The organism is Planococcus sp. A6, from assembly GCF_028823615.1.
Classification (GTDB): Bacteria; Bacillota; Bacilli; order Bacillales_A; family Planococcaceae; genus Planococcus.
This window is the reverse complement of the sequence record NZ_JAPEHT010000043.1, coordinates 1-25106: the sequence shown is the minus strand read 5'-3', so window position 1 is coordinate 25106 and position 25106 is coordinate 1. Positions and strand designations below refer to the sequence as shown.

Genomic DNA, 25106 nt, shown 5'->3' with positions numbered 1-25106 from the left:
GCGCCTCCGTCCGCTCCACCGCGAACTGGAATCGCGTATTGGTTCGTGCGCCAAGAGCCGTCTTCCTCAATATATCCATACGCCGTATTTTTCGGCAAACGATCCAGGCGGAAATAACCCGAGTCCGACATATCCGCTTTCGCCAACACTTCCCGCTCGACGTAATCGGCGAATTCTTCGCCAGTCACTTGCTCGATGATCAGGCCGAGCGCAATATAGCCGGCGTTGTTATAGCGGAAACGCGCCCCCGGTTCTTCGACAGGCGGCAAGTCGCGGAACAATGGCACAAAATCAGCTGGCGTCTCCATCCGGTACATCGGAATCTCTTGCCATAATTGTTCGAAGGCATCCATCGCCTCTTCATCGAAGTAATCAGGAAGGCCTGATGTATGGCACAGTAGCTGGTGAACCGTGGCATTGAAATTCGGGAAAGCCTTCGGCAATAGCTCTGACAGCTTCGCTGAAAGTTCGAGCTTGTTTTGCTCCACCAATTGCAACACAGCGACGGCTGTAAAGATCTTGCTGCCGGACGCGATGCCAAAGCGGCTGTCGACAGCAATCGGCCGTTCATCCGCACGGTTCGCGAATCCCTTGGCAAGCGACCAATTTTCATTGCCGGCCATATGTGCAGTCCCTGAAAATGAGGCCGATTCCATTAAGTCGGAAACCGGATTATCTGCTTGCTTTTGCACCATATGCCCTTCCGCATCGATCTCGATCATCCGCCCGTCTGCAAGTTCGATTGCAAGCGGATGCGTTTCGCTTTTCAGCTTAGAGAAGAACCACGTACGTTTTGGCGGTACGAGCACCAGAAAATGGGGATCTTTGCCGAGAAAATTCAGCGTTGTCGCATCGATCCCTTTATTGCCGCGTACGGGAATTTCCATCCGTTCCAATGACTCGCCCACTTCCTTGACATATGGCGAAACGATGCCGACTTCACTGATGTCGAGCAAGGAATCGATTGTGAAATCATCCATGATGTCGACGTGACGCCGTCCGATAAACTCAACGATATTGCCGGCAGGATCCTGAAAATAGAAGGCATCGGAATTGAAATTCGAATAATAAATTTCGTCCATGCCTTCCTGGCGGTTCAGCTCAACGCGCGCACGCGCCCAGAATTTAGCCAAACTGAACTGGTTGCCTGGAATATTGATCGCATAATGGTAAAAAGACGCTCGGTCCGACTGGCGGAATTCCAAAACGGACGTGCCGATTGAAAGCGCAAAGCTCGTGTCGTCTTCTTCAACAATCCGGAAGCCCAACTGGTATTCATAAAACCCTTTCATTTCATCCAAACGGTTTGTGTACAGTATCACTTTCTTGAACATGTCCTCACCTCTTCTCTCAGCATACCGAAAATGGTCAGAATTTTCCTCTTTTTCGTCGCACAGAAGCCGGCCTTTTGACATTTAAAGACAAAAAAAGCGAATGCATCTGCTGCATTCGCCTGTTACCACCGATAATCGAGCCGGACCATATCCCGGCACTGCAAGCCATTTTCAAAAATCGGCTCTTCGTAATGGCGGGTGAAAAAATTCCGGTCGATCGATTTCATGCGGAAACCGCATTTTTGGTAGAGCGCCAATTGTGCCAAACTTGAATTTCCTGTGCCAATCTCCACAGCCGAGAAACCCAGTTTTTTCGCTTCTTTGAGAGCTGAAAACACTAAGCGCTTGCCAAGGCCTTTGCCGCGCTCAGACTCAGCGAGGGCAATGTTTTTGATTTCAGCGGTATCCGAATCCAGCGCAGTCAAGACGAACACGCCCATGACGGTTTCCTGCTGTTCGGCGATAAAGCAATGGCCGCCAGAACAATAGTCGCGAACCAATTGCTCAGAAGGATCCGCTTCCAGCAACAGGCCGAGCGGCAATTCCTCGTGCATTCCCAATTTTCGGATATTCATTATTTTCGCTCGCTGAATCCTTGGTCGAGCAGATAATCTTCAGCGTCATCGAAAGTGCCGAAACTTTCTTCGAGGTTTTTACCTGTGTAGATATTCCAGAAAGGTTCTTCGTAGACAAGGTCGAGTTTTTCACCTTCTCTATTGGTCCACCGCTTGTCATATGGCGGTTCCGGTTCCTGGCCCAAGTAATCAATCGAATCGGCGATGATGCTGCGCAACTGGCTCGCTGAAAAATCGCGGATATTGACCAAGCCGCGGTTGTCCGCTTCGTATTGCGGTAAATCACCGACGAAGACAAAACCGTTGCCGTTCGGGTGAAGGTGATAGACCACGTTTTTCTTATCATAGAGGCTTTCTTCAAATTGGAAGTTGACTCGTTTCATCGACACTTCTTTTCGTGTCAGTTCCGGAAACGCTTCGATCACTTCTAGTTTTTGCTCAAATGTCAGCACTGGACATCCCCATTTCTTCTTTGGATTTCTGACTTCAGTATAACATGCATACGGCATGCTTCGCCGTTTGCGAAATAATAGAAAAAGGGCTGCCACTAAGACAGCCCTTAAAACTTAATTTTTCTTTTTCAATCCGAATGGCCACCAAGCGCCGCCCGCAAATGAAACGGTAATCGCCGGCACGAGCAGCGGCAAGACGATCAAGCCGTAAAGCAGTAAGCCTGTGATGACGATGGTTGCGATCTGCATCAGGCTGAGCACTCCGGATGGCAGCATCGCGCCAAACGTTCCGGCGAGCAAAATAGCGGCCGTGATGATGACTGTCCCCATTTTCGCCATCGACCGGTGCATCGCTTTCGAGAAGTCTGCAGCCGTCAGGGCTTCTTCACGGTAGCGATCAAGTAGGAAGATCGAGTAATCGATGCCGAGCGAGACGAGCATGACAAAGCCAAAGAACGGAACGGCCCAGGTAATGCCGTCATAACCGAGCCATCCGACGAAGATCAGCTCGGTGATCGCAATCGAACTGTAATAGGTTAATAAGAGAGAGCCGATCATAAACAGCGGCATGATGAAAGAACGCAACAGCACTGCCAATACCACGAACAAACTGATGAGCATAATGCTGACTGTACGCGTAAAATCACTCTCGGAGATGTCCTTCAAGTCGCTATTGATACTTGGCACCCCACCGTATGCAATGTCCACGTCTTCAAGAGGCGTACCGTTAATGCTTCTCTCAGCCGCTTCTTTTAAATTCGTGACGATGTCAATCGCTTCCGGAGAATAGGGATCTTCTTCGAGCACCACTTCCATCAACATGCCTTCGCCATCGGCAAATGCATACTGATCAAGCAGCGGTTCCAACTCTTCTTGTTCCAAAGTGCCTTCAGGCAGGTAAATGCCTGTGCCGCGCACCGCTTCGCTATCGCTGATGCCTGTCAGTGTATCGGCGATTTCAGTCAAGCCGTCGCTGATTTCCGTAAGGCCGTCTGATGAAGCGCCGACGCCTTGCGCAAGTTCCCCGATGCCAGCAGCTAATTCATCGTATTGGCCAGCGCCGCCGTTTAAGCCTTGTTCAATTTCTGAAAGTCCGGCATTCACTTGAGCGAGCGCACCGACCGTCTGTTCAATATTGCCGGTCTGCTGGAGGCCGCCTGAAATCTGTTCAAGCTGCCCGTTCACTTGCGACAAGCCTGCAGCTGACTCGCGAAGGCCAGCGCCTCCTGCCTGTCCACTGATCGTTTCCAGGTTCGTTTCAATTTCACCAAGGCCGGCCTGGACTTCGCCGATACCGGCATTCGCTTCTTCAAGCCCTTCTGCAATAAGGCCCAGCTGATGATCGACGAAAAATTCATCAATCACCGAACCGGTAGGGCGCGTAATGGCACGAACCATGTCGACACCTTCAACTTTTTCCATATCCTGCGCCAAAGCATCCAGATACGGGATCGTTTCTTCTGCCGTCAGGCTTTCTTCGCCTTTAATGACGACTTGGACCGGCATCGTATTGCCTGCACCGAATGCCGATTCAATGGCATCGAGGCCTTTTACCGATTCATAATCCGAACTGATTTCGTCTACTGTATTAAATGAAAGGTCATTATTATAGGAGAACAACAAAGGAACGGTAATAGCCGCCACAAGCAGCATCGACCAAAGTGGACGGTTAACGGACAATTTGCCGATCCAAATCCACAATTTGCTGTCTTTATGTGAAGCTGAGCCCTTGCTTGGCCAGAACAGCTTGTCTTTTAGCACCGCCATGAAAAACGGCATGACGGTAAACAGCACGACAAGGAGGACGGCGATGCCGACTGCGACAGCAACGGCCGATTTGAAAATCGGGAATTCCGCAAAGCCGATAGCCGCAAATGCGATAAAACCGGAGAATCCACTGATGAACAAAGTCTTCCCTGCCGTCCGGTACGTATTCAGAATCGCTTCTTGCACATCTTTTCCTTCTGTCAGTTCTTCTTTATAACGGCTGAGCAGCAAGATGCAGTAATCGGTCCCGAGACCGAACAGAATCGCCACCAGGAAAATCTGCGTGTAATTCGATACCGGGAAGCCGAACCAATCGATGAAAAATGCCACGAGCGATTGGCTGAGCAAATAGCTGAGCCCTACCGCCACAAGCGGGATGATTGGCGTGATAAACGAACGGAATACCGCCAACAGCAAGCCGAAAATCAAAACTACCGTGATGATCTCGGTTTTCTTCAGGCCTTCCTGCGCACTGGTGTTAACGTCTTGGTTGATGATTGCTTCACCCGTCAAGTAGACGGTTAAATCGTCGGGCACAATCGTTTCACGGATTTCATCCGCGAGTGCCGCCGCTTCTTCGTCCGTCCCTTCAATTGATACCGGAAGCAAGACCGTCTGTCGATCTTCTGCAACCAATTGCGCTTCCAGTTCTTCATTTTCAAATGGATCCAATACGGTCGTCACCGGATCGCCGAGCGCTTCGATTTCCGCTCTCATGTCCGCGATCTGCTGCTCGCTTGTTTCATCGAGCGCTGAATCCAGTTCGATCACCAATGAAATCGCCTGCCCCGATACATCAGCCGATTCCAGTATCGTTGCCGCACGCTGCGAGTCCGCTTGTTCGGACAATTGGAACGAGCCTGCTTCTTCCGCTTGTTCCGTTAAGTTTGGCGCCACTAAAAACAATGCCGCCGTCAATACGATTAGCCCGATCATGATTGGCCATTTTAATTTCAGTATCGTTTGCATCCCTTACACTCCATCCGTTTTCATGATTGCGCTGAGCTTTCTGAAAATCACCAAAAATTGATCGATCTCCTGGTCGTCGACTTGTTCCGACATCAGTTTTTCCAAGTACTCCGCCAGAACTTTATCTGACTCCTCGAGGACCGATTTTCCAGCATCGGTCAATTCAAGCAGCTTTTCCCGCCGGTCTGCGGTCTGGACGACTTGAATCAATTCTTTTTGCAATAGTTTTTTCGTCCGGTTCGAAACGGCGCTTTTATGTACACCCTGTAGCACCGCAAGTCTTGCCGATGTGATTTGGCCTTCTTTGCCAATCAATTTCAGCGACTGCATCTGCTCAGGGGAAAACTCTTCCCATAACGGATTGTCCACCGAACGGATGACCCGTTCCGTCCCGTAAAATAATACTTCCTGAAACAATTCGACCGCTTCTTTAATGCGCATATCCATAAATGGTTTACCCCCTCAACTAATAGTAGTTTAGGGGGTAAACCATTTGCCGTCAAGCAATTCGCCATAAGAAAAACGCCCGAGCGGATTTCCTGGCGCCTTGCGTAAATATTTTTGACGATCGTTTTCACTACCGCGTAGAACGGGATCGCCAAAATAATTCCCCAAATGCCCGCGATGTTCCCGGCTGCCAGAATCAAAGTGATGACTGTCAGCGGGTGGACGTCGAGTGCATTGCCCATGACGTTCGGGGTGATGAAATTGCTCTCAATCTGCTGTGCAATCAACATGATGATCGCGACGTAAACCGCCATGATCGGATCCTGTACCAAGGCAATCAGCATCGCAGGAATAACCGCAATGTATGGCCCGAGGAACGGGATGACGTTCGTCGCCATTCCGATCAACGCCAATAATAGCGCATAATCTAGGTCGATGATCAAATAGCCGATCAACAGCATGAGCCCGACCAAGAAGCTGACGAACAGCTGCCCTTGGATATACGAGCGCAGCGTATGGTCGATATCTTTCAATGTCTTGATGACCCATAGCTTGCGCTGTCCGCTGAAAAAACCGGAAATGAACGGCACGAATTTCCGATGGTCGATCAATAGGTAGATCAGGAAGAACGGAACGAGCACCAGCGTAATGACGCCCGAGATGAAGCTCGTAAGGAACGATACGACCCATCCGCCGATATCCCCGATGCGGTCGCCGATCTGGCCACTCATGTCATTGATTTGTTCTTCCAAGGAATCCGGCAAGCGGTCGCGCTGGGCCAGCAGATACTGCGTATAATCTTCAACGTCATTGATAATGCCCGGCGCGTTGTCGACAAGTGAGTTGACTTGCTTGGTTACCATCGGCCCAACCATTGCAAATAATAGATAAAAGACCAAAACAATCAAGAGAACGATAGTTAAGATGGCGGCCCATTTCGGGAATTTGCGGTTCTCCAAAAAGTACAGCAACGGACGCGTTAAATAAAACAAGACGCCCCCGAGAAGCAGCGGCACGAAAATCGTTCCCGCAATGATAAATAACGGGTCGAAAATCCCTTGGACTTCGATGAATAAACGAATGATGACCAGTGTCAGGATGATTCCGACGCCTGCTTGAAACCATAATTTATTTGTCACCTATTACACTTCCTTTCTTCCATGTGTATACCCAGTTTATCATGATTATATGGTATTATATGTTTTTGTGTAGTGTGAACTTTTTTAAGCACTGCGCGTCTTATGACTGTAGATATGAGAATGAATAGAATTTGGAGGATACATACAGATGGAACAATTATGGCTTACAATTAAATTCTTGCTGCTTGGGCTATTCCAAGGGCTTACGGAACCGATCCCGATTTCTTCGAGTGGCCACTTGCTGATTGCGCAGTATTTTCTAGATGTTGAAATCGAGGGCAGCAATTCGACTTTTGCTTTGCTCGTCAATAGCGCCTCCCTGCTCGCCGTCTTGATCATTTACCGTGACGACATTAAATTACGCCGGAAACGCGGCGCGATTTCATGTTTGTCGTTTACTTGGTCGTTGCGACCATCCCGGCAGGCATCATCGGCGTCTTATTCCAGGATACGATTGACTCCTACTTGTCGACGATCGTTACTGTCGGTGTCACCTTGGTCATCACCGGTCTGGCCTTATGGCTGATCCGCAATATGCGTGGCCAGCGCAAAGATGGCAATATGACGATGAAGGATGCCATCATCATCGGCGGCGCACAGGCAGTCGCATTGATTCCCGGTATCAGCCGCAGCGGTGCAACGATTGTTGCCGCTATGGCACGGGGCATTAACCAAGAGACAGCGTTGCGCTTCTCCTTCCTGCTGTTCATCCCAGTCAGTTTGGGCGGGGCTGTGCTTAGCATCACCGACATCATTAATGATGATAATTTGTCGACGATGGCGGTGCCGTATATCATGGCATTCATCGGCTCTCTCGTCGCTTCGTACTTCTCGCTGAAATGGTTCATGAACATCATGGCAAAAGGCCAGCTGAAGTATTTTGCGATCTACTGCTTTATCGTCGGCCCACTCGTCGTGCTCGCTTGGTTCTTGTTGAACTAATTAAAAAAATCCCTCTATTGCGCAAATGCAATAGAGGGTTTTTGCTTAGCGATTAAAGAAGTTTGCCGTGAAATACGGCTGCTTGTCTGAATTGAAGGCGACGCCGACACCAAGATAGCCGAAGTCGGGCTTGACGATGTTTTCCCGGTGTCCCATCGAGTTCATAAGCCCTTCGTGGGCGAAGACGGCGCTATACTGCCCGTACGCCAAGTTCTCACCGGCGATAAAGAACGTAATGCCATCTTCTTTCATGCGGTCAAAAGGTGATTGGCCATCTGGGTTGGTATGGCTAAAATAACGCTCTTCAGCCATTTCTTGGCTATGGTCACGCGCCGTCTCCATCGTTTCACCATCCCATTTCAAGAGCGGCAACTCACGCTGGATTCTCGCTGAATTGGTTAGCTCGAACAATAAAAATTCATAGCCTTCCTTCACTTCCGGTGACGGCTCCGCATAAATCTCGCCGCGCTGCTCTTCCAAATCCTTGTCGATAACTTGGACCGCCGTGACCGTATCCCCTTCGTGAACGTCATAAAAAACCGTTGTATAGGAATCCGCTGTTTCAAACAAATCGTACTCATCGCGCGAATCCAGAATATATTGCACACGCCCTTTTTGCAGGCTCGTCAGCGGTGTCCCGAACAACTCACGTACTTGTGCTTTGGTCGAATCCATCGAGAAGCCTTCCGTAGAAGAGATGAGATCCTGGTTGGTGAACATGCCGTTGACCTCTCCGTTCTCATCGTAGGACAACAATACATAATTCTGGTAATCCTGATGATAGCTATGCCAATCGGTTCCGTATTCATTTTCCATTAGACGCAACGGCAAGCCAACTTTTTGCTGGGCTTGCTCCTTGCTCATGCCAAGTGTGACATTATGGACCGCCACCATGGAATCCGTATCGGATAGCTCTGGTTTTGCGACCGCTTCAGGCAAGGCGGCTGAGCTTTCTGTCACCATCGCCTGCAGTTGATGGCTGATGCGCGTCGTGAAATATTTGGCTTCATCGAGCGCTTTGGAAACATCCGTGTCAGCTGTTACATTTCCGATTACTTCATCCACCGAGTCCAAAAAGCCCAGGTCGACATATTCTTCGACAGACGCCTCCCATACTGGGCGGGTGAAAAACAACAAGACTATGAGCAACAGGATGCCAAACAATTTCCGCACACGCATCACCTCTTTCTCTTCATTTCAGTGTAATCGCAAAAGCGAAATCCGGAAAGCAAAAAGCCTTTTTTACTTTTTCCCTTAAATAAATACCAAAAGCGGACAGGAAAAGGAGTGCTTTTCACTGTCCGCTTTGCCATTTTCATTTGTTAAGCTTCCACATTGTGTTCGCTCGTAATATCGGTTTTCTTCGGTGAACTAAACCAAAGCGTAAACAATAAGCCAATCGTAAATGTAATCAGGCTAGTCACTAAAGTCATCGGATCGGCCGCAAAGCCAGGGAATACGACGAACAGCGAGCCAAGGATCAAACCGATGATGGCCGCATACGTCACATACGTAAAATGCTCCAGCAAATAGCTAATCGCTTTACTTGAGACGACAAACCCGACCATGACGCCGGCACCGATTGCCAAGACGATTGGTAAATTCAATGTCGACAAAGCGTTGATGGCCGTCGAATAAACACCGATCAACAACAGGATGAACGAGCCGCTGATGCCAGGCAGTAGCATCGCCATGCTCGCGATCCAGCCAGAGAAAAATAGCAGGAAGAAGGTCGGCAAGCTTAACTCCGTAATCGGTGCGACATTGTCATCGGTCTGGATAAATGCCATGGAAGCAAGCGCTGCCCCGATGACCAGCAAGATGACCAAATGGCGCGCCGTGAAATTCTTTTTCACTTCCGCTTGCTTCATGATATAAGGCAAGACCCCGAGGATTAGCCCCATGAAGAAAAATTGCGTCGCTTCGTAATGGTTTTCCAGCAAAAATTCGATAAATCGGCTGAATAATAATAAGGTGATGACAATCCCTATGCCAAGAGGCACGAGAAAGCCTAGCTGTTTTTTCCATTCGCGGCTGAAAAAGCCGCTGATCGATTCAAGCAGGCGATCATAAATCCCAAGAATAAAGGCAATCGTTCCGCCGCTGACTCCCGGAATCAAATCGCTGATGCCCATCAAAATACCGCGGTATATATTTTTCCATTCCATTCGTTCAATCTCCTCGTTTCAAAATCACTTTTAACAGTATAGCACGCAGAAACAGGAAACTCGAGCCGAATTACCGCAAGAGCGCACGTGCCTGATCCATCATGGAAGAGACGATTTCCGCCGCGCCTTCTTCCTGCGTCATTGCTCCTGTTGCCTGACCTGCCCATAACGACATAAATTCTGGATTGCCGGCTTTTGCCGCAGCCCCCCGAATTTCTTTCGTTACTGTATTATGGGACGGAAATGACAGCGGCTGGGTTCCCATGGATTCGAATTGTTCGATGAAACGATTTTTAATTCCGCGCGCTGGTCGCCCCGAGAAACTTTTGGTCACGACAGTGCTTTCCTCATCGCTGTCAAAGATCGCTTGTTTATACGCCTTATGCGCACCCGATTCCTTCGCTGCAACAAAACGCGTTCCGACTTGAACGAGCGCCGCTACCAGCCCGCGCCCGTCTGCGATGCCGCCAGCCGCAATCACCGGCACGTCCACAGCATCTGCGACTTGTGGAAGCAATGCCATCAAGCCGACTTGCGCGCCCATCGGATGCCGGTCAAATGAAAAGCTGCCCCGATGCCCTCCTGCTTCACTGCCTTGTGCCACGATAGCGTCGGCTCCTTTGCCTTGCGCTTCTAACGCTTCCCCAACAGTCGTCGCCATGGTGATGACGGTAACGCCTTGTGCTTTGGCAGAAGCCATATGTTCAGGCGGCAGCGAACCGAACGCCGTGCTAATGATCGGTACGTTCATTTCCAGACAAATGCGAAACAACTCTTCCCCATGATCTGGAGAGCGGTATTCAGCGTTTTGCTCTTCAATTGCAAGTTCCTTGTAGATTGGCTGCAGCGCTTGTTTCACTTCATCGATTCGTGAGAAATCATCTTTTGGCACAGGCGCGAACAAATTGACGGCAAATGGCTTGTTAGTCCGTTTGCGTATTTCTAAAATATCCTCCCGCAGCTTTTCAGGTGCCAAATAGGCAGCACCGAGCGTTCCCAAACCGCCTGCATCCGAAACTTCCGCCACCAGTTCAGCAGTGGTCGGCCCCCCTGCCATTCCTGCCTGAATGATCGGATACTCAATCCCGAGCAATCGGCAAATGTCTGTATTCAATGAAATCATGCTTACCCCTCCCTTTCACACTCTTACCTATCAGTATCCCAGTCTTTAGGATTTCTTCAACCGGGAACCTTTTCCGAACGGTCTGCGTTCTAAATATCAGCATCTATGAGAAGGCGGGATTGAATCATGAAAGGCTTCCTTTCGTTACTTGGCATCACGTTGATTGCCGCATTTTGCGGATTGATCCTTTTGGGCTTTTACAATGAACCTTTTGAAGACTGGCAAAACCAGGAGCGGCTCCAAGCTTATACGGAAACAAGAGATCACGTAATGCCCGAACAAACGGGCAACGTCCAACAAGCCGTTGCGCCTGGGCGCTCTACACAAACCTTATTATACGCGGATGCATCCGCTTCGTGCCCTGCACCTTAATGCAAAAAATCCCCGAGACACCAAGTCCCAGGGATTTTCTTATGCGGTTAAAATGCAGATTCGGTTGCCGGATGGGTCAGCGGTTTCGAGCGTTGTCCCTTCCATGCGAACCTCAGCGCCGTATGCCTGCAAGCGGTCACGCATGGCCAGTTGTGCTTGTTCATCTGCGACACGGATGACATAATACCCAAGACCTGCCGTCTGATCCGGCAAGGCCGGAATGCCTGTGCCATTCCAGATATTCAATCCGATATGATGGTGATAGTTTCCATCAGAGACAAATAGCGCTTGATTGCCGAGGTTCGCGACCAAGCCGAAGCCGATCGCGCCGGTATAGAAGTCGTGCGCTGCCTGAAGATCCGACACATGGAGATGGATGTGCCCGAGCACCGTGCCCGCCGGCATGCCGCTCCATTTTTCGCCATTTGATGCTTGCGCAACTTCCTGGACATCGAGCGGATCGACCGTCATGTGAACCTGATCTCCGCGCCATTCCCATTCACCGGGTTCGCGGTCGCGGTAGATTTCGATGCCGTTCCCTTCAGGATCCGATAAGTACAACGCTTCGCTCACTTGATGATCGGAAGAACCGATCGGAATCCGTAACTCATGAAGATGGAGCAGTATTTTGCCGAGTTCTTTCCGGTCGGGCAATAGTACCGCGAAATGATACAATCCGGCAAAGCGGCCGGCTTTCGCCTTGAACTCCGGCGCGGATTGGAGCGTCAGGATCTCTTCCCCGCCTACCCCGAGAACGGTCTCGTTTTCCTTTTCTTCGATGGTTTCAAACCCCAACACTTCCGTATAGAAACGACTCATTTCCGGCAAATCCAATACTTTCAAAGTTAAGCTTTCTACATAGCTTACAGGCTTTTGATGAAAATTCATTACAATTCCTCCATCTACTTACTATTTGTAACTGATTATATTTTAATAACCTAGTTACGTCAAGTCATCTGTTTTTTCATTCCTATACAGATATGCTATTATGAAGAAAAAGGAGCGGTGAACATGAAAAGCCAGGAAATTTGCCCACGGTTTGAAGCAGCTATCTCCTTATTGGGACAGCGTTGGACAGGGCTGATCATCCATCAATTGATGGACGAGCCCAAACGCTTCGGCCAATTAACGGAAGAAATCGGAATTAGCGGCCGCCTCCTGTCAGAACGGCTAAAAAACTTAGAAGGAGACGGCTTGGTCGAACGCACCGTCCACCCTGAGACCCCTGTTAGGATCGAATATTCGTTGACCGAAAAAGGCGCTTCGCTGCAGCCGGTCATGAAGGAAATCGAGCGCTGGTCACAAAATTGGATAGAGCCTGCAGAGACGGTGGAAAGCACTCCATGAGGAGGATTTCCGCTATCTTTTTGCCCATTACCATAGACAGAATATTCTAATATCTGTTAATGTAAAAGTATAAATGGCGGAGGAGGCGTATGCGTATGTCGATGTATTCCAATATGACCTATGAGAACGACACGCGGAAAATTGACAAGGCATTGAAGAAGTACGAAGAGAAAAAGAACGCCGCATTGGTACTGCTCGCAGAAATCGATATGCTCAACAAAATGGAAGATGTGGAAGATACGATCCTTTGGAAGCAAAAGTCGATGAAAGAAAAACTCATCGCAGCCGAACGTCAACGGCGGGATGTCGAGGAAATGCTGATCAATTATATTGGCAAATACGACGACCGTGACTTGCATCGCTACACCGAACTGCTCGAGGAACTGAAAAAAGACAAACCGAAATGACAAAGGCAGGACTGAAATCAGTCCTGCCTTTGTTTCGGTTTGCCTTTGTTGTCGATCGAACGGAGAATATCGCCGGTCCAGCCTTTTTGCTTGAAGTACAAATAAAGCATAAATGTAGAAATCAAGATGACAGCAATCGACATTACATAGCCGTATCTTAAATCAAGCTCCGGCATTATACGGAAATTCATGCCCCATAAAGCGCCCCATGCCATAACCGGAGTAAACAAAGTCGTCAGGACAGTCAAGGTTTTAACGATTTCATTGCCTCGGTAATTGGCGACGACATTTTCCATATCGACCATGTTCCTGATTTCATCTTCATAAGATTCAACGAGCATGACACAGCGATCAATCCGCTTAGCGGTCCGCTTATACTCTCTACCTTCATGGATATCGCCACCGAAGGTCTCTTCAATCGCCATGCTAATTTCCCGGAAGCCCATGATCAAATGCTTCCATAACAAGATTTCGTGCCGCACTTCCTCGATGCTTTCTAGGGTTTTGCGGTTATTATGTTCTTTGATATTCCATAGCAAGTGATGAAGACGCTCTTCAAACCCATCGATTTTATGCAACACCGAACCGACCATGCCCCAGAGCAGGATCATCATCACTTCGATCGGCGATTCTGCAACTTCCATCTGCTGGATCATCAAATGCCTCGGCATGTCCAAGTCTTCCTCGAAGTCGAGCGTACTGGTCACCAATAGTTCTGGTGACACATAAAAGTGAAAGACATCCTGCGCATCTCGCGCATGGCGGCTTTGTTTATAAATCAATGAACCCCATAAGACTTCCTCGCCGTTTTGGGAAGTGTCGGCATGAAGAATATTGACGGTTAAGCTTTTCGATTGATCGATCCATTGCTGCAATTTCGGATTATCTGTCAGCAATTGGCGAAAATCTGCTGCTTCCATCGCATTCTCTTCTTGCCACACTGCATTCGCAAATTGATGCCGCGGCATAGGCCTCCCCCCTTTCTTCCTGATGAACAGGTTTCGAAACCTCCCTTATCCAAACCACATGAAAAAATGCCGCTCTATTGTAAGCGGCCGGTTGATTTAGTCATTCTGCTTGTCATCCGGTGTCTGGTCCCGGTATCTTTCGTTGGAGTTTTCTTCGTATTCCAACTCCCTGTCCGGCATGGGATTCAATTCTTTATCCGGCGGCTGATGGCGGTCCGGTTCCACATCCGGCAGCAGTTTCTCGCCCTCTTTGTATTTCCGTTCCTTATCCATGCGATCGCCCTCCCGATAACTTGGTTTGTAGTTCTTTACCCCAGCCTCATTTTTTTAAATCCTGCTGAACTCAAGCTGTAACAAGCGATTTGAAAAGCTCCAAATCATCCGGGTAGGCAAGATCGATCTTTTCAATTTCATCGATAGATTTCCAAGCGATATCTTCAATCAAAAAATCATCTTTCGGGATGGTGAGTTCGCCGCCTGTCACTTCAACACGAAAATACTGCAAATCAAATGACACGGCAGCATTTTCATAATTGCCGTCTCGCGTTTTTAAGATTTCTCCTGCTTTGACCGTCAATCCCGTCACTTCCTCGAATTCACGCTCACAGCATTGCTCAAGTGTTTCGCCCGCTTCCATGCCGCTTGCAGGAACCGACCATTTGCTGTCTTCTTCGGGTGCTTTCATGAGCACCAATAAAATTTCGTCACGTTCATTTACACAGACGCCAGCAGCGCCTTTCCAGTTTGCCATTTCCATCAAATCTCTCCAATCGCCTTTTTCTCAATTTCCTGGACCATCGCCTGTTTTCCATTTATGTATTGTTCGATGTCCAAAGGATATTGTTGCGCTAACTTTATCTTTAATTCACCATACGCTGCTGCCACTTGCGAATTCGCTTTCAAAAAATCACGGAATGCCAGATGGCGAAAAATTTCAGGATTCCCCTGCCCATGACAATGGACGTGGTGCGTACGTTCATTGCCGCCACGTTCATAATAACGCCTCCCCGGCAGCCCGTTTTCACCTTTTGACTGATAACCAAGGTGTCGGAAATCCTCTTCAAAGCGGTCTAAGGCTTCTATATCGGAAGCGATCACGAGCAAATCAATCACCGGCTTGGCAGCAAGGCCTGGTACCGCGGTACTGCCAATGTGCTGCACATCCAGGCAGTCGGATTCGAGCATTCCACGGAGTTCTGCTGCTGCGTTTTCAAACTCAGCCGGCCACCCCTCGTCATATGCAATTACAGTCACTTTGCGCATTCTCTTTCACCTCCGATGCAACTCAAAAAATCACCTTTCCCCAAATGGCAGCCCTTCGACTCCCATTGTACAAGAAAAGGTGATACAGCAAACGGGAGTTTACCCATTCGTTAAATTTAAAGAATGATTTCAAAAACAGGTAATGAGGAAATTCACCCTATTTTTTTGCAGCGTGCTGTTCCAAAACGAGCCGATGCGTAACGTCCGGCAAACCGACGTCGCCCGAGAAGCCGTTAGCACGGTAAAAGGAATCTGCTGAAGCGGAATCCGTCCGCACCACCAGCTCACTAAATTGGCCTTTTGCATAATCAATAATGGTTTGCAGCAATTTCGTCCCGATTCCTTCTCTTCTCACTGCTTCCGCAATGTAAAGGCGCCGCAGCCTGCCTATGCCTTCTTTCGTGGAATAAGGATCCCTGTTCAGCCCGCCGATTGCCACCAATTTACCATGCGGATCGAACACGCCATACAACACTTCACCTTGTTGGTCGAAGCGATTGCTTCCGTCCTCGTACTGATCGACAAGCCTCCTCAGGAAACGGTATCCTTCAGATTCACTTTCCTCCACAAGATCCCTAGCATCCACTTCGCGCAAGTCTTCGATTTCTCTGATTTCCATCGGCATTTTTATGTCCTCCTTTTTAGTAAGCAATACAGGAAAAGGGCTGGCCCAAATCATATCATGATGTTTTGGGCAGCCCTTTTTTCTTTCCATTATACAGTCGTATCTTCCATGCGTTCGTTCCGTGCTTCCATTTTCTTCACCACATAAATACTGGCTTCATAAAGCCCAGCCATCGGAACCAAAACCAGCAGCTGGCTAAGAAAGTCCGGTGGTGTGATCAGGGCGGAAACAATCGCTAAGCCAAGATACGACCATTTCCGGACTTTCTTCATCGATCCAGACGTCAAGACACCGATCGATGACAAGAACAATGCCAAGATAGGCATTTCGAATAGTAAGCCAAGCGGAATCGTGGTCATGATCAAGAAATGAACATACTCGTTTGCCGAAATCATTACATCAAAATTCGCTGCCCCTAGGCCGATCAGGAATTGATAGCTCAACGGGTTGACAATAAAATAGCCGAAAGCGACACCGAATACAAACAATAACAGCATAACCGGCGAATACAAACCGAGAAATCTCGCTTCGGTTTCTTCAAGTCCCGGTTTGACGAACTGCCAGATGAAATGGATCAAAAACGGCAGCGACAAGCCGAGCGCCATCGTGGCGGAAATCGACGTATAGAATTTCACGACTTCGAGCGGGCCGAGAATCACCAGGTCATTGCCTTTTACCACATAAGGAAACCAGAAATTCAGTGTGGAAAATACAAGCAATAAGAAGAATAGGAAGACTATGGCACTTTTAATTAATTGCTTCCGCAAGTCCCCCAGATGGTCGACTAAGGTCTCCACTCTGTCTTCCGGCTCTTCAGGGGGTTTTTGGCCCCCTCCCGGATTCGGCTCTTTCGGCGCGCCTCCGGTCTCATGTTCCGTTCCGGAGTCAGCTTTCTGCTTTGCCTGTCCCGCCGGATCTTCGCTCGCCTTTTTCTTATGCAAGGGACTGATCAGATTGTTTTCTCCGTACGGATCCATTTAACCACCTTCATAAACTTTCGGTTTTATTCGTTTCTGCTGTTTCTTTTTTGTCTTTTTTATCTTTATCGTCTTCATCATCATCGTCCATTAGCCCTTTCGTCGAACGTTTAAATTCTGCGAAAGTCTTGCCGACGGCCCCACCGATTTCCGGCAGTTTCTTCGGACCGAAAATAATCAACACGATGACCAAGATGATGATCAAGCCTGGTACACCGATTGAAGCTATTCCACCCATATCTTTTCCTCCTCACGAATTAAACTAAAGAACCGCCTTCTTGGCTGTACTTGATGACGCCTTCTGCACAGCGATATGCAAGTGCTCCTACTGTACCGGTAGGGTTATAGCCGCCGTTGTGCGCGAAGTTTCCGGCACCTACAACAAATAGGTTTTCCATATCCCAATGCTGCAGGTAATTGTTCACAACACTTGTTGCGGGGTCTCCCCCCATAATGGTACCGCCTGTATTATGTGTCGTTTGATACGGGACAATGTCGTAATCGGAAATCGGTGATCTGCCGACGACCGTTTTCGCGCCCATTTCCTGCATGATTTCAGAAGTTCTTTCCGTGATGTATTTATGCAATGCACGGTCCTGGTCTGTAAAGTTGTAAGTCAATTGCAAGAGCGGCATTCCATAAATATCCTTGTAAGTGCCATCAAGCGTCAAGTAATTGTCGCGGTGCGGTATTGATGCGCCCTGTGAGCCAACTGACAATGTCCGGGTATAGTTTTCGATGGATGCTTTCTTGAAATCCGCACCCCAAGCTGGCGTATCGGGAGGCAGCGGATTTGAAGCGATCGGACGTGAACCGGTTTGAGTCATGGAAATACTGCCTCCGTGAATAAAGTCAAGATCGCTATGGTCGAAAGCATCGCCATTGAAATCATCTATGGTCATGCCAAGCGCTCCCGCTCCCATAAAGACATTCATCTGATCCTCGAAAAAGCCGGAAGCACCTGGAAGAATTTGGTATGCGTAGTTTTTCCCGAGTGAACCTTGACCTGTTTCCGGATCGTACATTTCACCAATTTCCGAAACCATCAAAAGCTTGGCGTTGTTCATGACATAGCTTGTCAATACGACGACTTCCGCCGGCTGAATGAACTCTTCAAAAGTTACTGTATCGATGAAGCGTACGCCTGTTACACGATCGCCTTCTTTCAATACTTCCACTACGTTCGCCCCGAAGCGGATATCGTAGTTGCCAGTTTCACGCGCAGCAGGAACAACCGTAATTTCAGGTGATGTCTTTGCGCCGTACTCACAACCGAAACGTTCACAGAATCCACAATACTGGCAAGCAGCGATTTGCTGGCCATCCGGATTCTCATAAGCTTCCGACAAGTTGGCGGAAGGCATCATGAACGGCGTATAGCCGAGATTGCTAGTAGCCGTCTCAAACTTCGACAGCAAAGGTGTCTTCTTCATCGCAGGCGTTGGATAATCTGAAGAGCGTGTGCCCCAGAATGGGTTTTTGTCTTCACCCGAAATACCTGCTGTTTTTTCGAATTTATCGAAATAAGGCTCCAGTTCATCATACGTGATGCCCCAATCCTGCAAAGTGTATTCTGGAGGCAGTTTATTGGCACCATATTTCGCATCCGTCATGGACTTGATTTCAAAATCATATGGCAAAAAGCGCCAAGTTTGCCCGTTCCAGTGAGTCCCTGCACCTCCAAGACCTTCTCCTAGAAGGAAAGAACCTAATTGACGCATCGGCAATGCCTTCTGGTTTCTGGAGTTGCGGAATGTAATCGTTTCTTTCGACAAATCCTGCATCAATTCATAACGGATAGCATAGCGGTATTCATCATGAACCATCGAGTAATCAGCAGTCGAACGCTCTTGCCCGCGTTCGAGCCCCATAACTTTCAAGCCTTCTTTAGCACATTCAGCAGCGATAATTCCGCCGGTCCAGCCGACCCCTACTGTCACTACATCTACTTTATCTAACGTCGTCGCCATACGTACTCCCCCTTCTTATTTAAGTCAGCATATCTCCCACTGAATGCGGATCCATTTCCACAAAGTCTTCGCTCTCGATTTCATTGATATAAGATGGGCGATGTCCTGGGAATCCTTTCATGCGCCAAGCATCCATGTTCTGGTTGCCTCCGTAAATCGGATCGGCGTATGCCCCGTTCAAAGTCGCCTGCCGTAGAAGGCGGAAAAAGAATTGGGCGTTGGCCCCTTGCATGTCCACTTCGTCATCTTGGAATGCTGTTAAAATTTCATCCATCTGCTCTCCTTCAAGGTCGACGAAGTTAGCTTCGAAGCGGCTTTGCGCTTCCTGCTGCATTTTTTGCAGTCCCTGCCTGAACAATTCATTGCGTTTCAAACGGCTTTGATAGCCTTGGGTTGTTTCGCCTACCTCAAATGGCGGTTGCATATACTCGCGCGAGTTCTCGCCGTAGCTGCCTGCCAGCTGGTGATCGATAAAGAATGGAACGCCTAAACCGATTGCCCCCGGCCCCAATTCATCTTCCGGGAAAATCCGCTCGGTCGCCTGCTGCAATACTGCAAATTCCGACTGGTTCTTGAAAAACTGCAAACCGCGCACTGCTTCGGTTGTTTCTGCGCCGCCACTTTGTCCAGCTTCCCCGCCACTAGGAGCTGCTGTATCCTGACGGGTATTTGCACCGATTACTCCGCCAATGATTCCTCCACCGACGAGAGCGCCTGCCGCGATTCCTGACGTCTTCAGGAAATCGCGTCTGGAAACATTTTTCTTCTCTGCCATCTCATGCGCCTCCTTTTAAGTATAAAAATTATAAATACTCAATAACTATACCCCACATTATATGCCTCTTAACGCTGATTTCAATAGATTTCTGACTATTCATTAAAAAAAAGACGTAATTAACAAAAAAAAGCCCTTGCATAGGTGCAAGGGCTGACATAAAAAAAGGCCGAGGGAATGGTCACCTCGGCTTTGTAGCTTGTAAAGATATTAGTCTAGAACTTTGATTGTGATGTTTTTGCGTCCCCATTTCAAAGCTTCGCTTTGAGTCGGGATGAAGACGTCGATCTTGTTTCCTTTGATTGCTCCGCCAGTGTCGCCAGCGATAGCTGTTCCGTATCCTTCAACCCATACTTTTGAACCGAGTGGGATAACGGATGGGTCAACTGCGATGACTTTTTGGTTCGGGTTCGAACGCAAGTCGATTCCAGTACGCGTGATGCCTGAGCAGCCTGCGCAATAAGCTGTGTAAGCTGTTGCGGATACTGTCATTTCTTTACCTGATTGTGTAGAAGCTGCTGCTGGTTTAGCGGCCGCTGGTGCACTTGCAGGTGTTGGTGCTGCTTGAGTTGATTTTGGTGCTTCTTTAGCTGGTGCTTTTGCTGCTGGTGCAGGTGCAGGTGTTGACGCTTTTGCTGCTGCGCCTTTAACTGCGAATTCTTGTCCAGGGTAGATCATATGGCCGGAGATGTTGTTCCAGCTCATCAATTGATCCAATGAGATTCCATGAGCGGAAGCGATCTTGAACAAAGTGTCGCCGCTTTTAACTGTATAGGTAGATGATGAGTTCGATGATTTCTTAGATGCCTGTTCTTTTCCTTCAACAGAGAGCGTCTCGTTCGGGAAAATCAAGTCTGATGATAGGTCGTTCCAGTTTTTAAGATTTTGAACGGAAACGTTCTTTTCTTGTGAGATACCCCACAGAGTGTCACCTGACTGAACTGTATACGATGAATTAGCGCTTGCTGTCGTTGCTGCGCCTACACTTAATGCCGCGATTGCCGTTAGTGTAACGATTTGCTTTTTCATAATTGAAATTCCTCCTTTTCACTAACACAAGACACAGCTTAACATGTGCGCATTGCAAGAAGATGACAGGACGACCATTCAAACTTAACAATTACATTACGGCATTCTTTTAAATATGACAGACTGTAATAAATCAGAACATTCTCTCTTATCAGCTGTAAATAAAGCTTTTTTGCCCATCTTCCCTTTTTTTCTTCTATTAATAACGATAGGATGGATTAGCTTCCCTTTGTTGGGGAATAACTAATTACGGCTTTATTCGTGTGGAAAAGCACAGCTTTCAATTTAGGAGGAACTCATTTGAAAAATGTCACGATCGTTTTTTGGATTTCGATCGCCATCTGCCTGGCCATGGTTGCCTGGGGATTTTTGGAGCCCGAAAACTTCCAAGCGCAGACCGGGGCGCTCACTTCGTGGATCTCATCCACATTCGGCTGGTATTACCTGGCTTCTGTATTCGTCATCCTTATCTTTTGCCTTTATTTGATTTTTTCCAGGTTTGCCGATATCAAACTCGGAAAAGCCGGCGACGAGCCGGAATTCAGTTTGATTTCCTGGTTCGCGATGTTGTTTTCTGCTGGAATGGGCATGGGGCTCGTTTTCTGGACGACCGCCGAACCGATTTCCCACGCATTTATCAGTGCACCGCGTTCTGAAATCGGCTCTAATGAAGCCGTCAAGGAAGCGATGCAGTTTTCGTTTTTCCATTGGGGTATTCACGCTTGGGCCATTTACGGGCTCGTGGCTTTGTCACTTGCTTACGCTAAATTCCATAATGGTTCCCCAGGACTCATCAGCGCGACACTCATTCCGCTATTCGGCAAAAAACGGATGAGCGGCTGGCTCGGTAAGCTGATCGACACACTTGCCGTCTTCGCGACGGTTATCGGTGTCGCTTCTACGCTTGGCTTCGGTTCTGCGCAAATCAACGAAGGCTTGTCGTTCTTATTTGGCACACCGAATACGTTCGCCTTTCAATTATTGATCCTTGCCGTCGCCACGCTATTGTTCATCATCTCCGCTTGGTCCGGCATCGGGCGGGGCATCAAGTATTTGAGTAACATCAATATGGTGTTAGCATTCATCCTGCTCGGCATGCTGCTGATTGTCGGACCGACGCTTTACATCATGAATATGTTTGCCGATTCACTCGGCGGCTATTTCTCCAACTTCCTATCGATGAGCTTTAATTTAGAGCCATTGAACAGTGACCGTCGCGCCTGGGTAGACGGCTGGACAGTCTTTTACTGGGCATGGTGGGTATCTTGGGCGCCATTCGTCGGGATTTTCATTGCTCGTATTTCCCGGGGCCGCACCGTCCGCGAATTCATGCTTGGCGTGCTCGTCGTCCCGTCGCTCGTGTGCTTTATTTTCTTCTCGGTGTTCGGGACTTCTGCTTTGGACTTGGAGCAAAAAGGAATCGACAAAATTTCCGAATACAGTTTGGAAACTGCCACATTCGGCGTACTCCAGCATTATCCGCTCGGTACCGTCATGTCGATTTTGACTTTGTTCGTGGTGGCTATCTTCTTTATCACTTCTGCTGACTCCGCGACATTCGTACTCGGCATGCAGACGACTGGCGGCTTATTGAACCCGCCGAACCTGGTAAAAATTACTTGGGGATTGATCCAGTCAGCTGTTGCGGCGATCGTCGTCTACAGCGGCGGAACACAAGGCTTGCAGAATTCCTTGATCATCGCCGCCTTGCCGTTCTCAGTCGTCGTCCTGCTGATGGGGGCCGCGTTCCTGAAAGCGGCCAGCCAAGATCCCGTCGCAGTGAAACAGAAAAAACAGTCCTTGTAATCGAACATAAAAATGCCCGGCAAGCTGAATCAGCTTGCCGGGCATTTTCGTTCTTTATTTAAATACGCTCGTGCTATGCAAAGGCTGTACTCTGGATTTCGGATCCAAGTAAGATTTCGCATTATTGATGGCGGTCGGTGCTTCACCGAAGCCGACAGCGATCAATTTCACTTTCCCTTCATAGGTGGCGATGTCGCCTGCTGCATAGATTCCCGGGACGTTCGTTTCCATTTTGGAATTGACGATGACCGAGTTCTTCTCCATTTCGAGGCCCCATTCCTTGATCGGGCCAAGAGATGTGATGTTGCCATAGTTGACGACGACGTGGTCGACTTCTAGGCGTTCTTCATTTCCTTCTTTGTCTTCCAGCACAAGCTCACGGATTTCGCCGTTTTCGCCAACCAGTTCTTTGACATTGAAAGGCTTCTTCACTTCCACCGTCGACTGCATCATCGTATCGATATTCGCTTCGTGAGCCGTCATTTTCTCGCGGCGATGGCTCAAAGTCACTTGCGAAGCCACGTTCTCAAGCATCATCGCCCAGTCGACCGCTGAGTCGCCGCCACCAAGGACCACGACTTTTTTATCGCTGAACAAGGTCAAATCTTTTACGCCGTAATGCAAAGTCTTGCCTTCGAATTGTTCAGCGCCATCGACTGCCAATTTACGCGGGTGAAAAGCCCCGACTCCTGCCGTCAAAAGGATCGCTTTCGAATAATGCGTCCCCTTGTCCGTCGTGATGACAAAATACTCGTCTTCCCGTTCGACTGAAGCTACGGTTTCTTCCAGGCAGATCTCGGGATCGCCATATTTGGCCTGCTCAACCAGATTATCCACCAAATCTTTTGCCAACACTTTCGGAAAGCCGCCGATGTCATAAATGAATTTATCTGGATACAATTCCATCAATTGCCCACCGAGCTGCGGAAGGCTGTCCAGCACTTTCACTTTCATTTTGCGCATGCCGCCGTAAAACGAAGCGAACAAGCCGGTTGGGCCGCCGCCGATGATTGTAATATCGAAGATTTCACGTTCTTCCATTTCCAACACTCCTAATCTGATCAATATATCCATCCTACCACATCTATATAGGGTCTCCGCCATTGGACTTATGGCGGAAATCCGAAACAAGCATTTCCATCCCCTCTATTCTATCGTAAACTGAAACAAGGAACCAAATGGAAAGGATGATAAATGTGGATCTTGGATTAAAAGAAAAAGTAGTTGTCGTCATGGCTTCCAGCAAGGGGCTCGGCAAAGCATCTGCCTTGGAGTTTGCTAAAGAAGGGGCGATTGTCATCGTCTCGAGCCGTAGTGAGGATTCAGCAAGCGCAGCTGCTGAAGAAATCCGCAGCACAAGCAAAAATGAACAGGTCCACGCTTATGCGTGCGATATGTCAAAAGCTGAAGACATCCAGCAATTATTCCATAAAGTCAACGAACAATTCGGGCGCATCGATGTGCTGGTCAATAACACAGGCGGTCCTAAAGCTGGCGGATTTGACAATATGAGCGATGACGATTGGTATGCGGCATTCGACCAAAACTTATTGAGCTATATCCGCACATGCCGCGAAGTGCTTCCTTATATGAAAGAACAGCAATTCGGCCGCATCATCAATATCTCTTCTTCTTCTACAAAAGAAGTAATTGACGGCTTGATCTTGTCCAACACGATGCGCGCTGGCATGGTCGGCTTCGCGAAGACACTTGCCCGGGAAGTGGCTGGCGATAATATCATGGTTAACACTGTAGGACCTGGCAAGATTTCCACTGGCCGCATCGCAGAACTTAACGAAGCCGCAGCCAAAAGGCAAGGCATTACAGCAGAAGGAGTATTGAAGAATACAGAAGCGCAGATTCCAACCGGCCGCTTAGGCGAGCCCGCTGAATTCGCCCGCACAGTCGTCTTTTTGGCTTCTGCTGCCAATTCATATGTCACCGGCCAATCCATCGTCGTCGACGGCGGCTTCCTGAAAGCGCTGTAAGCCCCTTATCAGTAGGCAGTAGAACCAAAAGCCGATATACTAAGGGATGAACCAATTGAAAAGGAGATGTTATATATGGCGAAAAAAGGCCACATGCACATGGAAAACGGCGAAGTAATCGAATTCGACCTTTTCCCGAATGAAGCACCGAACACAGTTGCAAACTTTGAGGAGCTTGCAAACTCTGGATTCTATAACGGTGTTGTTTTCCACCGCGTTATCCCAGGTTTCGTTTCCCAGGGCGGCGACCCAACTGGAACAGGTATGGGCGGCAGCGGCAAGACAATCAAATGCGAAACAGAAGGCAACCCGCATAAACACCAGCCAGGCAGCCTCTCTATGGCACATGCCGGCAAAGACACTGGGTCAAGCCAGTTCTTTATCGTCCATGATTCACAGCCGCATCTTGACGGCGTACACACAGTATTCGGCCAAGTAACAAAAGGCCTTGAAACTGCAAAAGCCATGAAAAACGGCGACAAAATGGAGAAAGTCCACGTCTTTGACGCTGAATAATCCATTATAAAAAACGTGCCCCTGCGGCACGTTTTTTGTTTTGCTGGATTTTAAGGGGGATAATAAAAGATTAAATGATTAGAGATTAGAAATGCTTCCGATTTTCGACTGCGTTTCAGAGGCACGCTTTCCGGAGGGCTCGCATTG

General features: G+C 48.6%; 26 protein-coding genes and 2 pseudogenes. 7 read left to right on the top strand and 21 right to left on the bottom strand.

The genetic code is table 11. The features are described from left to right. The 6 genes and pseudogenes from ON064_RS08330 to ON064_RS08305 all read right to left on the bottom strand — a co-directional run. A partial coding sequence (locus ON064_RS08330) for a serine hydrolase (protein WP_274624393.1) occupies nt 1–1334 on the bottom strand: 1334 nt, incomplete at its 3' end. Nucleotides 1335–1456: 122 nt separating this feature from the next. After that, the gene (locus ON064_RS08325) at nt 1457–1909 is read right to left on the bottom strand and encodes a GNAT family N-acetyltransferase (RefSeq protein ID WP_274624392.1); all 453 of its coding nucleotides are present in this window, start codon (nt 1907–1909) and stop codon (nt 1457–1459) included. Continuing rightward, nucleotides 1909–2361 (bottom strand): hypothetical protein, encoded by a 453-nt coding sequence (locus tag ON064_RS08320; protein ID WP_058381909.1) that lies wholly within the window; start codon nt 2359–2361, stop codon nt 1909–1911. The genes ON064_RS08325 and ON064_RS08320 overlap by 1 nt, the downstream gene beginning before the upstream one ends. A 114-nt stretch (nt 2362–2475) precedes the next feature. Further along, on the bottom strand, nt 2476–5097 hold the full coding sequence (locus tag ON064_RS08315; RefSeq protein ID WP_274624391.1) for an MMPL family transporter: 2622 nt from the start codon (nt 5095–5097) through the stop codon (nt 2476–2478). A gap of 3 nt (nt 5098–5100) precedes the next feature. Continuing rightward, nucleotides 5101–5544 (bottom strand): MarR family winged helix-turn-helix transcriptional regulator, encoded by a 444-nt coding sequence (locus ON064_RS08310; RefSeq protein ID WP_274624390.1) that lies wholly within the window; start codon nt 5542–5544, stop codon nt 5101–5103. 80 nt (nt 5545–5624) lie between these two features. Then, nucleotides 5625–6683 (bottom strand): annotated as a pseudogene (locus ON064_RS08305) (AI-2E family transporter); the annotation flags it as partial. A gap of 148 nt (nt 6684–6831) precedes the next feature. Between ON064_RS08305 and ON064_RS08300 the strand changes: the two are divergent. Further along, nucleotides 6832–7625, top strand: a pseudogene (locus ON064_RS08300) (undecaprenyl-diphosphate phosphatase). Between the two features lie 45 nt (nt 7626–7670). Here the strand turns inward: ON064_RS08300 and ON064_RS08295 are convergent. From ON064_RS08295 to ON064_RS08285, 3 genes are all read right to left on the bottom strand, one after another. Continuing rightward, on the bottom strand, nt 7671–8804 hold the full coding sequence (locus ON064_RS08295) for a CAP domain-containing protein (protein ID WP_274624389.1): 1134 nt from the start codon (nt 8802–8804) through the stop codon (nt 7671–7673). Nucleotides 8805–8947: 143 nt separating this feature from the next. Beyond that, nucleotides 8948–9793 (bottom strand): DUF368 domain-containing protein, encoded by an 846-nt coding sequence (locus ON064_RS08290; RefSeq protein ID WP_274624388.1) that lies wholly within the window; start codon nt 9791–9793, stop codon nt 8948–8950. A 70-nt stretch (nt 9794–9863) separates the two neighbouring features. Beyond that, a complete protein-coding gene (locus tag ON064_RS08285) occupies nt 9864–10916 on the bottom strand; it encodes an NAD(P)H-dependent flavin oxidoreductase (RefSeq protein WP_274624387.1) in 1053 nt (350 codons plus the stop codon). Nucleotides 10917–11042: 126 nt separating this feature from the next. Between ON064_RS08285 and ON064_RS08280 the strand changes: the two genes are divergently transcribed. Next, nucleotides 11043–11288, top strand: coding sequence for a hypothetical protein (locus ON064_RS08280; RefSeq protein WP_112232941.1), 246 nt, complete (start codon nt 11043–11045; stop codon nt 11286–11288). A gap of 39 nt (nt 11289–11327) precedes the next feature. Here the strand turns inward: ON064_RS08280 and ON064_RS08275 are convergent, their stop codons facing one another. Further along, a complete protein-coding gene (locus ON064_RS08275; protein WP_274624386.1) occupies nt 11328–12176 on the bottom strand; it encodes a VOC family protein in 849 nt (282 codons plus the stop codon). Between the two features lie 123 nt (nt 12177–12299). Between ON064_RS08275 and ON064_RS08270 the strand changes: the two genes are divergently transcribed. Beyond that, nucleotides 12300–12635 carry a winged helix-turn-helix transcriptional regulator gene (locus ON064_RS08270; protein ID WP_274624385.1) on the top strand — a complete coding sequence of 112 codons (336 nt, stop codon included), beginning with the start codon at nt 12300–12302 and terminating at the stop codon, nt 12633–12635. 95 nt (nt 12636–12730) lie between these two features. Continuing rightward, on the top strand, nt 12731–13042 hold the full coding sequence (locus ON064_RS08265) for a hypothetical protein (RefSeq protein ID WP_058381919.1): 312 nt from the start codon (nt 12731–12733) through the stop codon (nt 13040–13042). A 17-nt stretch (nt 13043–13059) separates the two neighbouring features. Here ON064_RS08265 and ON064_RS08260 read toward each other — a convergent pair whose 3' ends face one another. The 10 genes from ON064_RS08260 to ON064_RS08215 all read right to left on the bottom strand — a co-directional run bounded on the left by ON064_RS08260 (nt 13060) and on the right by ON064_RS08215 (nt 20649). Continuing rightward, entirely contained in the window at nt 13060–14010 is a 951-nt protein-coding gene (locus tag ON064_RS08260) for a magnesium transporter CorA family protein (RefSeq protein ID WP_121300849.1), read from the bottom strand. Nucleotides 14011–14106: 96 nt separating this feature from the next. Then, nucleotides 14107–14283 (bottom strand): hypothetical protein, encoded by a 177-nt coding sequence (locus ON064_RS08255; RefSeq protein ID WP_274624384.1) that lies wholly within the window; start codon nt 14281–14283, stop codon nt 14107–14109. Nucleotides 14284–14353: 70 nt separating this feature from the next. Continuing rightward, entirely contained in the window at nt 14354–14767 is a 414-nt protein-coding gene (locus tag ON064_RS08250) for an NUDIX hydrolase (protein WP_241663111.1), read from the bottom strand. Next, complete coding sequence (locus tag ON064_RS08245; protein ID WP_274624383.1) at nt 14767–15273, bottom strand: GrpB family protein; 507 nt, start codon at nt 15271–15273, stop codon at nt 14767–14769. The genes ON064_RS08250 and ON064_RS08245 overlap by 1 nt, the downstream gene beginning before the upstream one ends. A gap of 157 nt (nt 15274–15430) precedes the next feature. Beyond that, complete coding sequence (locus ON064_RS08240) at nt 15431–15898, bottom strand: GNAT family N-acetyltransferase (RefSeq protein ID WP_274624382.1); 468 nt, start codon at nt 15896–15898, stop codon at nt 15431–15433. An 89-nt stretch (nt 15899–15987) separates the two neighbouring features. Then, the gene (gene tatC, locus ON064_RS08235; RefSeq protein WP_274624381.1) at nt 15988–16875 is read right to left on the bottom strand and encodes a twin-arginine translocase subunit TatC; all 888 of its coding nucleotides are present in this window, start codon (nt 16873–16875) and stop codon (nt 15988–15990) included. A 10-nt stretch (nt 16876–16885) separates the two neighbouring features. Beyond that, nucleotides 16886–17113 carry a twin-arginine translocase TatA/TatE family subunit gene (gene tatA / locus ON064_RS08230; RefSeq protein ID WP_112232934.1) on the bottom strand — a complete coding sequence of 76 codons (228 nt, stop codon included), beginning with the start codon at nt 17111–17113 and terminating at the stop codon, nt 16886–16888. 19 nt (nt 17114–17132) lie between these two features. Next, a complete protein-coding gene (locus tag ON064_RS08225) occupies nt 17133–18845 on the bottom strand; it encodes a GMC family oxidoreductase (RefSeq protein ID WP_274624380.1) in 1713 nt (570 codons plus the stop codon). 19 nt (nt 18846–18864) lie between these two features. Continuing rightward, the gene (locus ON064_RS08220) at nt 18865–19620 is read right to left on the bottom strand and encodes a gluconate 2-dehydrogenase subunit 3 family protein (RefSeq protein WP_274624379.1); all 756 of its coding nucleotides are present in this window, start codon (nt 19618–19620) and stop codon (nt 18865–18867) included. Nucleotides 19621–19830: 210 nt separating this feature from the next. Continuing rightward, nucleotides 19831–20649 carry a LysM peptidoglycan-binding domain-containing protein gene (locus ON064_RS08215; protein WP_274624378.1) on the bottom strand — a complete coding sequence of 273 codons (819 nt, stop codon included), beginning with the start codon at nt 20647–20649 and terminating at the stop codon, nt 19831–19833. Nucleotides 20650–20949: 300 nt separating this feature from the next. On the opposite strand from ON064_RS08215, the gene ON064_RS08210 reads away from it, so the two are divergent. Then, nucleotides 20950–22455 (top strand): BCCT family transporter, encoded by a 1506-nt coding sequence (locus ON064_RS08210; RefSeq protein ID WP_274624377.1) that lies wholly within the window; start codon nt 20950–20952, stop codon nt 22453–22455. Between the two features lie 54 nt (nt 22456–22509). Here the strand turns inward: ON064_RS08210 and ON064_RS08205 are convergent, their stop codons facing one another. Then, nucleotides 22510–23496, bottom strand: a complete 987-nt coding sequence (locus ON064_RS08205; protein WP_274624376.1) for an NAD(P)/FAD-dependent oxidoreductase — start codon at nt 23494–23496, stop codon at nt 22510–22512. A 155-nt stretch (nt 23497–23651) separates the two neighbouring features. Here ON064_RS08205 and ON064_RS08200 point away from each other — a divergent pair, with 155 nt between their 5' ends. Further along, entirely contained in the window at nt 23652–24443 is a 792-nt protein-coding gene (locus ON064_RS08200; protein ID WP_274624375.1) for an SDR family oxidoreductase, read from the top strand. Nucleotides 24444–24518: 75 nt separating this feature from the next. Then, entirely contained in the window at nt 24519–24959 is a 441-nt protein-coding gene (locus ON064_RS08195; RefSeq protein ID WP_058381931.1) for a peptidylprolyl isomerase, read from the top strand. The last annotated feature ends 147 nt before the right edge of the window (nt 24960–25106 follow it).